The organism is Helicobacter pylori SA213A (assembly GCF_000476275.1).
Taxonomy (GTDB): Bacteria; Campylobacterota; Campylobacteria; order Campylobacterales; family Helicobacteraceae; genus Helicobacter; species Helicobacter pylori_CL.
This window is the reverse complement of record NZ_CBOM010000001.1, coordinates 112,698-126,921: the sequence shown is the minus strand read 5'-3', so window position 1 is coordinate 126,921 and position 14,224 is coordinate 112,698. Positions and strand designations below refer to the sequence as shown.

The following is a 14,224-nucleotide window of genomic DNA, read 5'->3' as shown; positions in this document are numbered from 1 at the left end:
TTAGCGTTTTTAACCGCTTTTTAATGAATGTTATCTTGGGCGTTATCTTTTAGTTTTCTACAAACAAAACAAAGAAACTTGATAGGGGGCTGTTTTTGAATAAGGGTAGTTGTCAATAAAGAATGAAAAGACCTTGGATTCTTTGGACAAAATCTTTTCTTTAAAGATTTTTTCATAGCTTTTTTTGACAAACCATTTAAACGCATGCTCTTCCACAAAATTGTGAGGGTTTTTAAGGACTTCTAGGCGTAAAACACATTTGTTTAAAGTAAATTTGGAATGGTTTTTGACTCCCACTTGCAAAGAAAAGGCGTTGCTATAACTTAAAGGGTTAGCATGCAAGATGCGTGTTTCTATGGGGTAAATCGCTTGAGTGAGTAGAAAGCTTAAAACAAAAGGCATGCTTAAAAACGCGCCCAAAAAAGCTACTGTCGTTATATAACTAGCCCAGCGGTTTCTTAAAAGCAGAGCCAAAAGGAGCAAAATCGCGCAAAAAAGGATTAAAACGCTCGCTATTAAAACGCTAATTAAAGTCGCTTGATTTAAAAAGCCCTTAAAAGACTCCAAAAAAGTTTGGATAAAGGCAAGAGACGCCATGCGTTTTTAAGGCTCTTTAGTCTCGGCAATACTAGATTTAACCTTACTTTTAGTGTCAATCCAAATATTAGGCACAGCCCCACCTGGAGTGAGCATGATTTGAGCGTTATTGTTCGTTTTTAACGCTTCATTAAACTGACCTTGAACTTCAATTTGGCGCAGTCTTAAAAGCTTGTCGCTCAAGCTTTGTGAAATGCTTAAATTAGCTTGAGATTTTGCCTTAGCCTCAATCACGATCGCATCCGCCACGCCCTGAGCCTTAATCCTGTTAGCGTCCGCTTCCCCTTTAGCCAGAGCGGCTTGTTTTTGAGCTTCTTGCTTGGAGCGCTCCACCTCATATTTCACCCTTTCTGATTCTTGGCGCGCGATTTGGACTTTTTCAATTTGCTCTTTAATCTTAGCGGGCAAGACGATTTCTCGTAACTGGATAGAGCTTAATTCCACAGGGGTGTTGGGGAGCTTAGAAACTTCTTTATTGATACCGCTATTAATAAGAGCGGCGATTTCATTGCGCTTAATGGGTAAATCTTCAGCCGGATAGCGCCCCACGACAGAGCGCACCACATCGCGCACCACAGGGTTGATGATCTTTTGCTCCCAAGACAAGCCATAAGTAGCGATCGTTTGGGGGGTGGTTTGGGGGTTTAAGCGGTATTGCACGGTGAGTTCAATAGAAACGGTCAAACCCCTGCTATCCATCACATTAATAGCGTCGTTTCTAAAAATCCCTTGGTTTTTACCCGCCACGCCCATGTCTTCGGTGCGTGAAAAATTGATATTCCTGATCCTTGTATCTACAATGAGAATGTCTTGAATGATAGGCACAAAAAAGTGTATTCCTGGCTGTAAGGGGGTGGGTTCGTATTTCCCGGCGGTAATTTTAATGCCAATTTCTCCTGAGCTAATCACTTCAAAAGGCTTGGCCAAAAAAGCGATAACGCCTAAAAGGATAATGACGATTAAAACCGATAGTTTTTTAGAATTAAAAGAATTAGACGGCGGGATGAAACGCCCCCCATTATTAGGCGTATTAGGCGTGGGGGTTTCTCTTTGAGGATTTTTCTTTTTTAAATGTTCGTTCAAATCAATGGGCATGAATTTCCTTTTTAAATATTTTAACGGCGTTTGGGTTTTTTAGAATGGTGGTTCGTTTTAGAGCCTTTTTCCCTGTAATGGCCCTTTTTGAAAGAACGCGCTGGCTCATGCTGGTGCGTTTTTTTGCTAGAGGTTTTTGGCGTTTTCTCTTTAGGGTTTTGAATCGCATCAATTTCTTGCTGGTTTAAGCCAATTTTGCTGGTTTCAAACTGCAAACTCAAAAGTTTTAAAACCAATTGAGACGGCTCAAAAATTTCGGTAAGCTGTTCATAAAGGCTGATGATCCCTTCAGACACTTTAGCGTCATGCAAGGTTTTGATGATCTGATTTTCGTTAATGGTGGGGATTTCAAAAAGTTCAATCTCTGAATCAATTTCTTTTTGCATGCGTAAAAGCTCTTTGTATTCTAAAGGGGTTACTAAAGTGATCGCCATGCCTTTTTTGCCCGCTCGCCCGGTTCTCCCGATGCGATGGATATAGCTCTCGGTATTTAGGGGCAAATGGTAATTAAACACATGGCTTACACCGCTAATATCTAGCCCACGACTCGCCACATCTGTAGCCACCAACACATCAGCGTCATTTTTTTTAAACGCCATGATAGAAGAGCGGCGATCCCTTTGATCCATATCCCCATGCAAGGCGGTGCTTTTGTAATTTTTAGAAGCAAGGAATTGGTGCAATTCATCGGCTTCTTTTTTAGTGCGCGTGAAAACGATGCTCTTTTTGGGCGCTTGAGTGTCTAAAAGGCGCATGATCGCTTCGGCCCTCTCATGCTCATTGATCACATAAAAGCGTTGGGTGATGTCAGTGTTAGTGATATTAGAAGGAGCGATATGGATTTTAATAGGGTTTTCTAAAATCTTATCCGCTAGCCTTTTGATCGGCTCTGGCATCGTGGCTGAAAAAAGCAAGATCTGCGCTTCGCTAGGGAGGTAGTCAAAAATCTCTTCAATATCGTCTAAAAACCCCATATCCAGCATTTCATCGCTTTCATCTAAAACGACCACTTTAGGCACAAATTTATGGATGCGTTCATTCTTTAAGTGATCCAACAGCCTTCCTGGCGTGGCGATCATCACTTGGGGGTTTTTCTTAATAAATTCGCATTGTTTTTTAACGCTCTGCCCTCCATACACGCACACGGTTTTAGTCCTGGTGTGTTTGCCTAATTTAAAGATTTCATCGCTAATTTGCATAGCCAATTCTCTAGTGGGCGTGATCACTAAGGCTTCTATGGTGTGGTTGTTTTTAAGGTTATTGATAATAGGCAGAGCGAAAGCGGCGGTTTTTCCTGTGCCTGTTTGGGCTTGCGCGATGACATCTCGGCCTTGCAAAACAGCCGGAATGGCCTTTTCTTGAATGGGGCTTGGGGAATTGAAACCGGCTTCATAAACGGATTTTAAAACCGATTCTTTTAAGCCCAAATCATTAAAACTCGGCTTATGATAAGCGTCATCATCAATTTCTGTAGGGAGTGGTGGTTGATTCAATTCCATGGGAGATTCATACCTCAATTTAATTTGAAACTTTATAAAAAGTTAATAAAAGGCTAAAATTAAAATCTTTGATTTAAAGTTTATAAGATTTTTGAGTATAGCATAAAAATACGCTCAATTAAGTTTAAAGTTTTTATAAAAGGCTTATGCTAAAATAATTAGAATTAAGGAATAAAGAAAGGGTTTGATTGAAACGGGTGTTTTTGTGGCTTATTTTTGTATTAGCCTTCCACAAGCTTTTGGCCGAAAAAATAGGCGATATAGCGAGCGTGGTGGGCGTAAGGGATAACCAGCTGATTGGCTATGGGCTTGTGATTGGCTTAAATGGCACAGGGGATAAATCCGGCTCAAAATTCACCATGCAATCCATTTCCAACATGCTAGAGAGCGTGAATGTTAAGATCTCTGCAGATGATATTAAATCTAAAAATGTCGCTGCCGTGATGATTACAGCCTCCTTGCCCCCCTTTGCAAGACAGGGCGATAAAATTGATATTCACATTTCTTCTATTGGCGATGCGAAATCCATTCAAGGAGGGACTTTGGTGATGACCCCTTTAAATGCGGTAGATGGGAATATTTACGCCCTCGCTCAAGGGGCTATCGTTTCGGGCAATTCTAATAACTTGCTCTCAGCCAATATCATCAACGGAGCGACTATTGAAAGGGAAGTTTCGTATGATTTGTTCCACAAAAACGCCATGGTTTTAAGCCTGAAAAACCCCAATTTTAAAAACGCTATCCAAGTGCAAAACACTTTAAATAAGGTATTTGGCAATAAAGTAGCCATAGCACTAGATCCAAAAACCATTCAAATCACCCGCCCAGAGCGTCTTTCTATGGTGGAGTTTTTAGCCTTAGTGCAAGAAATCCCTATTAATTACAGCGCGAAAAATAAGATCATTGTAGATGAAAAATCAGGCACGATCGTTTCAGGAGTGGATATAATAGTGCATCCTATAGTGGTTACAAGCCAAGACATCACGCTGAAAATCACTAAAGAGCCATTAAATGATTCTAAAAACACGCAGGATTTAGACAACAACATGTCCTTAGACACCGCTCATAACACGCTGAGTTCTAACGGGAAAAACATCACCATTGCCGGGGTGGTAAAAGCCTTACAAAAAATTGGCGTGAGCGCTAAGGGGATGGTTTCAATCTTGCAAGCCCTAAAAAAGAGTGGCGCGATTAGCGCTGAAATGGAGATATTATGATAAACAACAATAAAGCCATGTTAGAGCAATACAATGTTTCTAAATTAGCGAGCGAAGAGAAATTAAAAACGCTAGCTCAAAATAAAAACGACAAGCTCCTCAAAGAACAAACCGATTCTTTTGAAGCGTTGCTTTTAAAATTCATGCTGGATAGTGCTATGAAAATGGATAACCCTTTGTATCCTAAAGCCCCAGGCGATGAGATTTACACTTCCATGTATAAGGACACCCTTTCTAAAGAATTGAGCGGGAATTTTGGCTATAGCGAAATGCTGTTTAATTTCTTAAAAGAGCAAGAAAAACAAAAACCATGAAAAAATCCAAGCGCTTAAAACGCCCTTATTTAAAGCGTTCCCATTTGAAACACTCCAATAAGGCTTCTTCTTTCAAGGGGTTGTTAAAAAAAGAAGACAATGTGATTTCATTAGAAAATTTTAAACCCAAAGAGAGCGAAGATTTATTAGAAAATTTTTCCAATAAAAAAGACATGCAAGAATTGCTAGGGCTTTTAAACCAATTCATTTTGCAAAGCTACAAGGTGGAAAAGGAGTTTAAGGATTATAAAGCCCTTTATGAGTGGGTCATAGAGATTTTACCGCAAGCCATTTGGGTGATGAATGAAAACGGGAGCTTTTTTTATAAAAATTCTTTAGCCAATCAAAGCCATGAGGTGTTCAATAAGGCTAAATTAGAAAATTTTAACACCGAAATTGAACATGAAAATAAAAGCTATTTAGTCCAGCAAAACAGCATTCAAGGCAAGCAAATCATCACCGCAACCGATATTAGCGCTCAAAAACGCCAAGAGAGGCTCGCTTCTATGGGGAAAATCTCAGCGCATTTAGCCCATGAGATCAGAAACCCTGTAGGCTCTATCTCTCTTTTAGCTTCGGTGTTATTAAAGCATGCGAACGAAAAGACTAAGCCCATTGTTGTAGAATTGCAAAAAGCTTTATGGCGCGTAGAAAGAATCATTAAAGCCACCTTGCTTTTTTCTAAAGGCATTCAAGCCAACCGCACCAAGCAAAGTTTGAAAACGCTAGAGAGCGATCTCAAAGAAGCCCTAAATTGCTACACTTACTCTAAAGACATTGATTTTCTTTTTAATTTTAGCGATGAAGAAGGGTTTTTTGACTTTGATTTGATGGGGATTGTGTTACAAAATTTCTTGTATAACGCCATTGATGCGATTGAAGCCTTAGAAGAGAGCGAACAGGGGCAGGTGAAGATTGAAGCGTTCATTCAAAATGAATTTATCGTCTTCACCATTATTGATAACGGCAAGGAAGTGGAAAACAAAAGCGCTTTATTTGAGCCTTTTGAAACCACTAAATTGAAAGGTAATGGCCTAGGGTTAGCCCTGTCTTTACAAGTCGTTAAAGCCCATGAAGGGAGCATTGCGCTATTAGAAAATCAAGAAAAAACCTTTGAAATTAAGATTCTTAACGCTTCTTAATTTGGATAACTATCCCCCTTAAAAATGAGTTTTACTATAAAACAAAATTTTAAAAAGATTAAATAATATTAAATTGAATAGGGTTTATCAATATTTGACAAAAATAAGATTAAAAAAATTTTTCATTAACTCTTTTGGTGTAGGATAGCGTTCAAGGTTTTTATGAAACATAAAAACCTAAGTTAAATTTAAAAAAAGGACTTTTGATGAAAACATTTGAAATTTTAAAACATTTGCAAGCGGATGCTATCGTGTTGTTTATGAAAGTGCATAACTTCCATTGGAATGTCAAAGGCACTGATTTTTTCAATGTGCATAAAGCCACTGAAGAAATTTATGAAGAGTTTGCGGACATGTTTGATGATCTCGCTGAAAGGATCGCTCAATTAGGACACCACCCCTTGGTAACTTTATCTGAAGCGCTCAAACTCACTCGTGTTAAAGAAGAAACTAAAACAAGTTTCCATTCTAAAGACATCTTTAAAGAAATTCTAGACGATTACAAACACCTAGAAAAAGAATTTAAAGAACTCTCTAACACCGCTGAAAAAGAAGGCGATAAAGTAACCGTAACTTACGCTGATGATCAATTGGCCAAGTTGCAAAAATCCATTTGGATGCTGCAAGCCCATTTGGCTTAAGCCGACAAAAGAAGCCAGCATGAGGGATTATAGCGAGCTTGAAATCTTTGAGGGAAACCCCTTAGACAAGTGGAATGACATTGTCTTTCATGCGAGCAGAAAGCTTTCTAAAAAAGAGCTAGAAAGGCTTTTAGAGCTTTTGGCTCTTTTAGAAACTTTTATAGAAAAAGAAAGCTTAGAAGAAAAGTTTGAATCTTTTGCTAAAGCGTTGAAAATTGATGAAGCGTTGCAACAAACAATAGAGGGCAAAAAAACGGACTTTGCGATCCAATCCATGGCGAATATTCTTAGTGGGAATGAATGAGCTTATCCGCTATGGCTTGATATTTCTTGTTTTTTTAAAAGCGTTTGGGCTTGATTATGGGATAGATAAAACGCTAGAATTAAAAAAAGATGAAGCGCTTAGAGCCGTTATTAAAGACACTTCAAATGAACAAACCAAAGAAATTACGCTCTATTGGACGCTATATGCAAATAAAGGTTTAGTCATCAACATGCGTTTTAACCATTTCCCTTACCAATTTATTTTATACACCGATTATGCAAGAAACACCTACAACCTCAAGGTTTTTGAAGAAAAATTTTCTTCTAACAGCACCTTATCGCTTGTGTTTAAAGACTTTAAAGAAAATAAAGCCACTTTAAGGCTTTTAGCCCCCATGCCCCTTGTTTTTTCCCCTAAAGAGCCTTAAGGAATTTGCATGCAAGAACAACCACTTCAAGCCATTCAAAATAAAATTACTTCTTGGATCAAAGAAATTGAAAGCGGCTTTATAGATGAATTGTTTTCTAAGATTGGCCCTTCAAAAATGCTGCGCTCCAAACTCATGCTCGCTTTATTGGACGAAAAAACAGACGCTATTTTATTGGATAAAGCGTTCAATTTGTGCGCGATTGTGGAAATGATACAGACCGCTTCTTTATTGCATGATGATGTGATTGACAAGGCGACCATGCGCCGAAAACTCCCTAGCATTAACGCTCTTTTTGGTAATTTTAACGCCGTGATGCTTGGGGATGTGTTTTATTCTAAAGCCTTTTTTGAACTCTCTAAAATGGGTGAATCCATCGCCAAAGCCCTCTCTAATGCGGTCTTAAGGCTCTCTAGGGGCGAGATTGAAGACGTGTTTGTGGGGGGAAGTTTTAATAGCGACAAACAAAAATACTGGCGTATTTTAGAAGACAAGACCGCTCATTTCATGGAAGCGAGCCTAAAGAGCATGGCGATTCTTTTAAATAAAGACGCCAAAATGTATGCGGATTTTGGATTAAATTTTGGCATGGCGTTTCAAATCATTGATGATTTATTAGACATCACTCAAGACGCCAAAACTCTAGGCAAGCCCAATTTTAGCGATTTTAAAGAGGGCAAAACCACTTTACCCTACTTGCTTTTATATGAAAAATTGAATCAGCATGAACAAGGGATTTTAATTTCTTATTTTAAACAAGATAGCCATGAAATCATAGAATGGACTAAGGAAAAATTCAAGCAACATGGTATCATAGAAGAAACCCTTAAAATCGCTCAAGTTTATTCTAAAAAGGCCCTTGAAGCCATTAAGGAGGAAAACAATTTGATTTTAGAAAAACTAGCGCAAGATGTCATTTATAGGACTTTTTAATGGAGTTAGAAACTCATTTGTCAAAATATTTCACCCTAGCCTTTACGCATAAAAGCATGAGCTTAGAAATGCGCGAAAAACTCGCTATTAATTCGCCCATAATGCTTAAAGAATTTTTACAAACGATTAAAAACCATTGCCCTAATATCAAAGAGTGCATGGTGCTATCCACATGCAATCGCTTTGAAATCTATGCGAGCCTGAAACACGGCGCTAATACTCATGAGCAAAAAAGCGCGTTATTAAAAATCCTAGCCCAAAATAAAAAAATGAGCGTGTCTGATTTAGAAAAATGCGTTTTAATCAACACTGATGAAAGCGCAGTCCATCATGTCTTTAGCGTGTGCAGCAGTTTGGATAGCTTGGTGGTTGGGGAAACTCAAATCACAGGGCAGATGAAAAACGCTTATAAATTCGCTTTTGAAGAGAAATTTTGCTCCAAAGATTTAACCCGATTGCTCCATTTTGCTTTCAAATGCGCCGCTAAAGTGCGCAATCTAACCGGCATTTCCAAGCAAGGGGTTTCTATCTCTTCAGTGGCGGTCAAAGAAGCGCTTAATATTTTTGAAAAAGAAAGGATTAAGGATAAAAAAGCCCTTGTGATAGGGCTTGGCGAGATGGCTCAATTAGTCATCAAACACCTTTTAAACAAGCAATTTGAAGTGCTTATCTTAGGGCGTAGTGCGGCTAAATTTGAAGATTTCATCAAAGAATTAGAAGAGCCTAAAAAAGTGGGCTTCCAAAATGTAGAAAATTTAAGCGCTTATATCAATGAATACGCATTGCTTTTTTGCGCCACTTCTTCGCCGCATTTTATCGTGCGAAATTCCATGTTAAAAGAAACGATTTTCAGGCGTTTTTGGTTTGATTTAGCCGTGCCACGAAATATTGAAAAGCCGGTATGCGATAATATTTTCTTATATAGCGTTGATGATTTAGAGCCTATGGTGAGAGAAAATGTGGGAAACAGGCAAGAGAGCAGGACGAAAGCTTATGAGATTGTAGGGCTTGCCACGATGGAGTTTTACCAATGGATCCAAAGCTTAGAAGTAGAGCCTTTGATTAAGGATTTAAGGGAATTAGCTAGGATTTCAGCCCAAAAGGAATTGCAAAAAGCGCTTAAAAAACGCTATGTGCCTAAAGAATACGAAAGCAACATTGAAAAGATTTTGCACAACGCTTTCAACACTTTTTTACACCACCCTACTATCGCTTTAAAAAAGAACGCTCAAAAAGAAGAATCTGATGTGCTTGTGGGCGCGATTAAAAACTTGTTTAATTTAGACAAATCTAACGCTAACCATGCCCAGAATTTGAATCTCTATAAATGCGAATATTACGAGGAATAATGCATGCTATTTTCAAAACTTTTTGCCCCAACGCTCAAAGAACCCCCAAAAGATGCCGTGTTAAAAAGCCATAAGCACTTAGCTCAAGCAGGATACATCTATCAAGTAGGCAGCGGGATTTATAATTTTTTGCCTTTAGCTAAAAAAGTGCTAGACAAAATAGAAAACATCACGCACAAACGCATGCAAGAGCATGGGGCGCAAAATATTTTAATGAGTTTTGTGGTTTTGGCGAGTTTGTGGGAAAAATCAGGCCGTTTGGATAAATACGGCAAGGAATTATTGGTTTTTAAAGACCGAAAAGACAATGATTTTGTCTTAAGCCCCACTTTAGAAGAAAATATCACCGAAATTGCCTCTAATTTCATCAAAAGCTACAAGCAATTACCCGTGCATCTCTATCAAATCCACACGAAATTCCGTGATGAAATCCGCCCGAGATTTGGGCTGGTGAGAGCGAGGGAGTTTATCATGAAAGATGGTTATAGCTTTCATGAAGACGCTGAGAGCTTGGATGAGGAATTTTTAAACACGCAGAGCGCTTATAAAGAGATTTTAAGCGACTTGGGTTTGGATTTTCGCATTGTGGAAGCGGATAGCGGGGCGATTGGAGGGAGTAAAAGCAGGGAATTTGTCGTTTTAACAGAATGCGGGGAAGACACGATCGTGGTGTGTCAAAATTGTGATTATGCCGCCAACATTGAAATCGCTAAACGCTCTAAAAGGCCTGAGCCTTTAAATGTCCCCAAAGCGCAATTAGCGAAATTCCCTACCCCTAATACCACCAGCGCTCAAAGCGTGGCGGAGTTTTTTAAAACAGAGCCTTATTTTGTTTTAAAAGCGCTTGTTAAAAAAGTGATCCATAAAGATAAAGAAACCCTAGCGTGCTTTTTTGTTAGGGGCGATGACAATTTAGAAGAGACTAAAGCCTTGAACGCCTTGAACATTATAGGAGCGAACGCTTTGGAATTAGGAGAGGCCAGTCAAGAAGATTTAAACCACGCAGGGCTAATAGCGGGCTTTATAGGGCCTTATGGCTTGAAAAAGCATGTTTCTTATATCATTTTTGATGAAGATTTAAAAGAGAGCGATTGCTTGATCGTTGGGGCTAATGAAAAGGATTTTCATGCGGTGGGCGTGGATTTAAAAGGGTTTGAAAACCTTGTTTATGCGGATATTGTCCAGGTTAAAGAAAGCGATTGTTGCCCTAATTGTCAAGGAGCGTTGAAATACCATAAGAGTTTGGAAGTGGGGCATATTTTCAAACTCGGGCAAGGCTATGCTAAAAGCTTGAAAGCGAGTTTCTTGGATAAGAATGGTAAAGAGCGATTTTTTGAAATGGGGTGCTATGGGATAGGCATTAGCCGATTGCTTAGCGCGATTTTAGAGCAAAAAAGCGATGATTTAGGCTGTGTGTGGACGAAAAATACCGCTCCTTTTGATGTGGTGATTGTGGTTTCTAACTGGAAAGATGAAGCGCAAAAAAAACTCGCTTTTGAAGTGTATGAAAGGTTGCTTAAAAAGGGCGTTGATGCGCTGCTAGATGACAGAGACGCGCGTTTTGGGGCAAAGATGAGGGATTTTGAATTGATTGGGGAACGATTAGCACTCATTATTGGGAAGCAAACTTTAGAGAGTAAAGAATTTGAATGCATCAAACGCGCTAATTTAGAAAAACAAACGCTTAAAGACACCGAATTAGAAGAAAAAATTTTAGAAATGTTAGCGAGCGAATAAGGGGGAGAGAGTGGGAAATTTAGTGATTGGCTCTAGGGGGAGCGAACTAGCCTTATGGCAAGCGAATCACATTAAAGAACGCTTGAAAAAAGAATGCTTGATAGAAAGCGAGATTCAAATCGTTAAAACCACAGGCGATAAGATTTTAGATGCACCTTTAAATAAGATTGGCGGTAAGGGGCTATTCACTAAGGAATTAGAAGAATTGCTTTTAAAAGGCGAAATTGATCTGGCGGTGCATTCCTTAAAAGACGTGCCGGTCGTGTTTGAAAAGGGGTTGGACTTGGCATGCATCACCAAAAGGGCTGATGTGAGGGACACTTTTTTAAGCGTGAAATTCCCTGATTTGATGAGTTTGCCTAAAGGGGCAAAGGTTGGCACGACTTCTTTAAGGCGCTCCATGCAGCTCAAATTAAAGCGCCAGGATCTAGACACAGAAAGCTTAAGAGGGAATGTCCAAACCCGTTTGAAAAAGCTTGAATGCGGTGAATTTGACGCTATCATTTTAGCTGAAGCCGGGTTGTGCCGCCTAGAAATTCAAGGAGCGAAATACCGCAAGGCTTTTAGCGTGGAAGAAATGATTCCTAGCATGGGTCAGGGGGCTTTAGGGGTAGAAATGCTCAAAAACCACAAGCATTTTATTACGCTTCAAAAACTCAACGATGAGAAAAGCGCGTTTTGCTGCCGTTTAGAAAGGGAGTTTATCAAAGGGCTTAATGGGGGGTGTCAGATCCCTATAGGCGTGCATGCGAGTTTAATGGGCGATAGGGTTAAAATCCAGGCGGTTTTAGGCTTGCCTAATGGGAAAGAAGCCATCACTAAAGAAAAGCAAGGGGATAAAACTAAAGCGTTTGATTTAGTTCAAGAGCTTTTAGAAGAATTTTTGCAAAGCGGGGCCAAAGAGATTTTAGAAAAGGCGCAGTTGTTTTAATGCGTTTGTTTATCGCGCTGGTTTTGTTTTGGTGGTGGTTAAGTTTGAACGCTAAAGAAGCGGATTTCATCTCTGATTTGGAATACGGGATGGCTCTTTATAAAAACCCTAGGGGTGTTGCGTGCGCGAAATGCCATGGCATTAAAGGCGAACAACAAGAAATCACCTTTTATTATGAAAAAGGCGAAAAAAAAATCCTTTACGCCCCTAAAATCAACCATTTGGATTTTAAAACCTTTAAAGACGCTCTAAGTTTAGGCAAAGGCATGATGCCTAAATACAATCTCAATTTAGAAGAAATCCAAGCGATTTACCTTTACATCACCTCTTTAGAGCGTAAAGAAGAGCGTAAGGATTCTCCTAAGCCTTAATCAAAGCGCTTGATTTATGTTAAAATAAGGCGTTGTATTTTTGTTTTTTTGTTATTTAAAAAAGTCTGATTGAGCGCTCTCAAGGATTAAAATTATAAAAGTAAGGTAAAAGAATGAGTGTCAAAATTTTAAAAATATTCGTTTGTGGGTTATTTTTTTGGGGCTTGAACGCCCATTTGTGGGCGAAACAAGACAATAGTTTTCTAGGGATTGGTGAAAAAGCCTATAAAAATGGGAATTATTCTAAAGCAGCGTCTAATTTTAAGAAAGCATGCAACGATGGGGTGAGTGAAGGCTGCACGCAATTAGGGATTATTTATGAAAACGGGCAAGGCACTAGAATAGATTATAAAAAAGCCCTAGAATATTATAAAACCGCATGCCAGGCTGATGATAGGGAAGGGTGTTTTGGTTTGGGGGGGCTTTATGATGAGGGTTTAGGCACGACTCAAAATTATCAAGAAGCCATTGACGCTTACGCTAAGGCGTGCGTTTTAAAACACCCTGAGAGTTGCTACAATTTAGGCATCATTTATGATAGAAAAATCAAAGGCAATGCCGCTCAAGCGGTTACTTACTATCAAAAAAGCTGTAATTTTGATATGGCTAAGGGGTGTTATGTGCTAGGCACTGCCTATGAAAAAGGCTTTTTAGAAGTTAAACAGAGCAACCATAAAGCCGTTATCTACTATTTGAAAGCATGCCGATTGAATGAGGGGCAGGCTTGTCGCGCGTTAGGCACTTTGTTTGAAACGGGCGATGCGGGGCTTGATGAAGATTTTGAAGTGGCGTTTGATTATTTGCAAAAAGCTTGCGGGTTAAATAACTCTGATGGTTGCGCGAGTTTAGGCTCTATGTATATGTTAGGGAGGTATGTCAAAAAAGATCCCCACAAGGCTTTTAATTATTTCAAACAAGCATGCGATATGGGGAGCGCGGTGAGTTGCTCTAGGATGGGCTTTATGTATTCGCAAGGGGACACTGTTCCAAAAGACTTGAGGAAAGCCCTTGATAATTATGAAAGGGGTTGCGATATGGGCGATGAAGTGGGTTGCTTCGCTCTAGCAGGCATGTATTACAACATGAAAGATAAAGAAAACGCCATAATGATTTATGACAAGGGCTGTAAATTGGGCATGAAACAGGCATGCGAAAACCTTACCAAACTCAGGGGGTATTGAAAATCTTAATCAATCCCCCCCCTAATCATCATCTGTTGTTTAACTCAAAATTTTTCAAAGATTTGGCTCTGTTTTAAGAGCTAAAGCAGAAACCCCCCCTATTAATTTTTAATCTTTAGTGTTTTTAGGGTTTTGTCTATTTTTAAAAAGAAAACTTTTTGAATGTTTTTTGCGGTTGTTTGGTTGTGTTTGTTAGCGTGTTTTTATAGTATAAATTTTGTTAGGTTAGCTTGAAGTGGGTTTTAGGTTTAAAAGTCCTATAAAATAAAAATGTTTTAGCGTGTTTTTGCGCTATGGATAGATATGCGTTTGGTTGTGTTTTTCCAATGGCTTTAATTTATGGCTTTTGCGTGGTTATTATTATAAGCACGCTATAAACACGAATTACACGATAACAGAGCGGTATGCATGTGCTATAAAAAGACTTGATAAAAATAATGAAAAATAGTTAAATTTCAAGCGTTCTTTCAAAAATTGTTGTTAGATGAGACAGATAAAAACGCTTTTAGTTTAAAGATAGAGTTT

Annotated in this window: 15 protein-coding genes; 12 read left to right on the top strand and 3 right to left on the bottom strand. The window is 39.0% G+C overall.

Features of this window, described 5'->3' with window-relative positions; genetic code table 11:
* Positions 1-57: 57 nt before the first annotated feature.
* From QT74_RS00635 to QT74_RS00625, 3 genes are read right to left on the bottom strand one after another with little or no spacing between them, the layout of a single operon-like run.
* Entirely contained in the window at positions 58-597 is a 540-nt protein-coding gene (locus tag QT74_RS00635; protein ID WP_033763801.1) for a DUF2393 domain-containing protein, read from the bottom strand.
* Positions 598-603: 6 nt separating this feature from the next.
* The gene (locus QT74_RS00630; protein ID WP_033763798.1) at positions 604-1,692 is read right to left on the bottom strand and encodes a prohibitin family protein; all 1,089 of its coding nucleotides are present in this window, start codon (positions 1,690-1,692) and stop codon (positions 604-606) included.
* A 20-nt stretch (positions 1,693-1,712) separates the two neighbouring features.
* On the bottom strand, positions 1,713-3,191 hold the full coding sequence (locus tag QT74_RS00625) for a DEAD/DEAH box helicase (RefSeq protein WP_033763796.1): 1,479 nt from the start codon (positions 3,189-3,191) through the stop codon (positions 1,713-1,715).
* Between the two features lie 188 nt (positions 3,192-3,379).
* Between QT74_RS00625 and QT74_RS00620 the strand changes: the two genes are divergently transcribed.
* From QT74_RS00620 to hcpE, 12 genes are all read left to right on the top strand, one after another.
* The gene (locus QT74_RS00620; RefSeq protein WP_033763795.1) at positions 3,380-4,408 is read left to right on the top strand and encodes a flagellar basal body P-ring protein FlgI; all 1,029 of its coding nucleotides are present in this window, start codon (positions 3,380-3,382) and stop codon (positions 4,406-4,408) included.
* On the top strand, positions 4,405-4,722 hold the full coding sequence (locus QT74_RS00615; RefSeq protein ID WP_000609421.1) for a hypothetical protein: 318 nt from the start codon (positions 4,405-4,407) through the stop codon (positions 4,720-4,722). Before QT74_RS00620 ends, QT74_RS00615 begins: the two co-directional genes overlap by 4 nt.
* Positions 4,719-5,864: an acid survival sensor histidine kinase gene (flgS, locus tag QT74_RS00610; RefSeq protein ID WP_023527055.1), complete on the top strand. Its 1,146-nt coding sequence runs from the start codon at positions 4,719-4,721 to the stop codon at positions 5,862-5,864. The genes QT74_RS00615 and flgS overlap by 4 nt, the downstream gene beginning before the upstream one ends.
* Before the next feature lie 206 nt (positions 5,865-6,070).
* Complete coding sequence (dps, locus tag QT74_RS00605; RefSeq protein ID WP_020971924.1) at positions 6,071-6,505, top strand: DNA starvation/stationary phase protection protein; 435 nt, start codon at positions 6,071-6,073, stop codon at positions 6,503-6,505.
* A 19-nt stretch (positions 6,506-6,524) separates the two neighbouring features.
* Positions 6,525-6,809 (top strand): DUF2018 family protein, encoded by a 285-nt coding sequence (locus QT74_RS00600; protein WP_033603574.1) that lies wholly within the window; start codon positions 6,525-6,527, stop codon positions 6,807-6,809.
* The gene (locus QT74_RS00595; protein ID WP_033763792.1) at positions 6,802-7,197 is read left to right on the top strand and encodes a hypothetical protein; all 396 of its coding nucleotides are present in this window, start codon (positions 6,802-6,804) and stop codon (positions 7,195-7,197) included. Before QT74_RS00600 ends, QT74_RS00595 begins: the two co-directional genes overlap by 8 nt.
* A gap of 9 nt (positions 7,198-7,206) precedes the next feature.
* Complete coding sequence (locus tag QT74_RS00590; protein ID WP_033763791.1) at positions 7,207-8,130, top strand: polyprenyl synthetase family protein; 924 nt, start codon at positions 7,207-7,209, stop codon at positions 8,128-8,130.
* Complete coding sequence (gene hemA / locus QT74_RS00585) at positions 8,130-9,479, top strand: glutamyl-tRNA reductase (RefSeq protein ID WP_033763790.1); 1,350 nt, start codon at positions 8,130-8,132, stop codon at positions 9,477-9,479. Before QT74_RS00590 ends, hemA begins: the two co-directional genes overlap by 1 nt.
* Before the next feature lie 3 nt (positions 9,480-9,482).
* Positions 9,483-11,216, top strand: a complete 1,734-nt coding sequence (gene proS, locus QT74_RS00580; protein ID WP_033763787.1) for a proline--tRNA ligase — start codon at positions 9,483-9,485, stop codon at positions 11,214-11,216.
* 10 nt (positions 11,217-11,226) lie between these two features.
* Positions 11,227-12,147, top strand: coding sequence for a hydroxymethylbilane synthase (gene hemC / locus QT74_RS00575; RefSeq protein ID WP_033763786.1), 921 nt, complete (start codon positions 11,227-11,229; stop codon positions 12,145-12,147).
* Complete coding sequence (locus QT74_RS00570; RefSeq protein ID WP_033763785.1) at positions 12,147-12,518, top strand: c-type cytochrome; 372 nt, start codon at positions 12,147-12,149, stop codon at positions 12,516-12,518. The genes hemC and QT74_RS00570 overlap by 1 nt, the downstream gene beginning before the upstream one ends.
* A gap of 113 nt (positions 12,519-12,631) precedes the next feature.
* Complete coding sequence (gene hcpE / locus QT74_RS00565; protein ID WP_033763784.1) at positions 12,632-13,699, top strand: Sel1-like repeat protein HcpE; 1,068 nt, start codon at positions 12,632-12,634, stop codon at positions 13,697-13,699.
* Positions 13,700-14,224 lie beyond the last annotated feature (525 nt).

Excerpts from the sequence above, each read along its gene's own strand:
- QT74_RS00570 (WP_033763785.1), top strand. The coding sequence starts at position 12,147 with ATGCGTTTGTTTATCGCGCTGGTTTTGTTTTGGTGGTGGTTAAGTTTG.
- QT74_RS00635 (WP_033763801.1), bottom strand. The coding sequence starts at position 597 with ATGGCGTCTCTTGCCTTTATCCAAACTTTTTTGGAGTCTTTTAAGGGC.
- QT74_RS00595 (WP_033763792.1), top strand. The coding sequence starts at position 6,802 with ATGAATGAGCTTATCCGCTATGGCTTGATATTTCTTGTTTTTTTAAAA.
- flgS (WP_023527055.1), top strand. The coding sequence starts at position 4,719 with ATGAAAAAATCCAAGCGCTTAAAACGCCCTTATTTAAAGCGTTCCCAT.
- QT74_RS00600 (WP_033603574.1), top strand. The coding sequence starts at position 6,525 with ATGAGGGATTATAGCGAGCTTGAAATCTTTGAGGGAAACCCCTTAGAC.
- dps (WP_020971924.1), top strand. The coding sequence starts at position 6,071 with ATGAAAACATTTGAAATTTTAAAACATTTGCAAGCGGATGCTATCGTG.
- hemA (WP_033763790.1), top strand. The coding sequence starts at position 8,130 with ATGGAGTTAGAAACTCATTTGTCAAAATATTTCACCCTAGCCTTTACG.
- QT74_RS00615 (WP_000609421.1), top strand. The coding sequence starts at position 4,405 with ATGATAAACAACAATAAAGCCATGTTAGAGCAATACAATGTTTCTAAA.
- hcpE (WP_033763784.1), top strand. The coding sequence starts at position 12,632 with ATGAGTGTCAAAATTTTAAAAATATTCGTTTGTGGGTTATTTTTTTGG.
- QT74_RS00590 (WP_033763791.1), top strand. The coding sequence starts at position 7,207 with ATGCAAGAACAACCACTTCAAGCCATTCAAAATAAAATTACTTCTTGG.
- proS (WP_033763787.1), top strand. The coding sequence starts at position 9,483 with ATGCTATTTTCAAAACTTTTTGCCCCAACGCTCAAAGAACCCCCAAAA.
- QT74_RS00625 (WP_033763796.1), bottom strand. The coding sequence starts at position 3,191 with ATGGAATTGAATCAACCACCACTCCCTACAGAAATTGATGATGACGCT.
- QT74_RS00630 (WP_033763798.1), bottom strand. The coding sequence starts at position 1,692 with ATGCCCATTGATTTGAACGAACATTTAAAAAAGAAAAATCCTCAAAGA.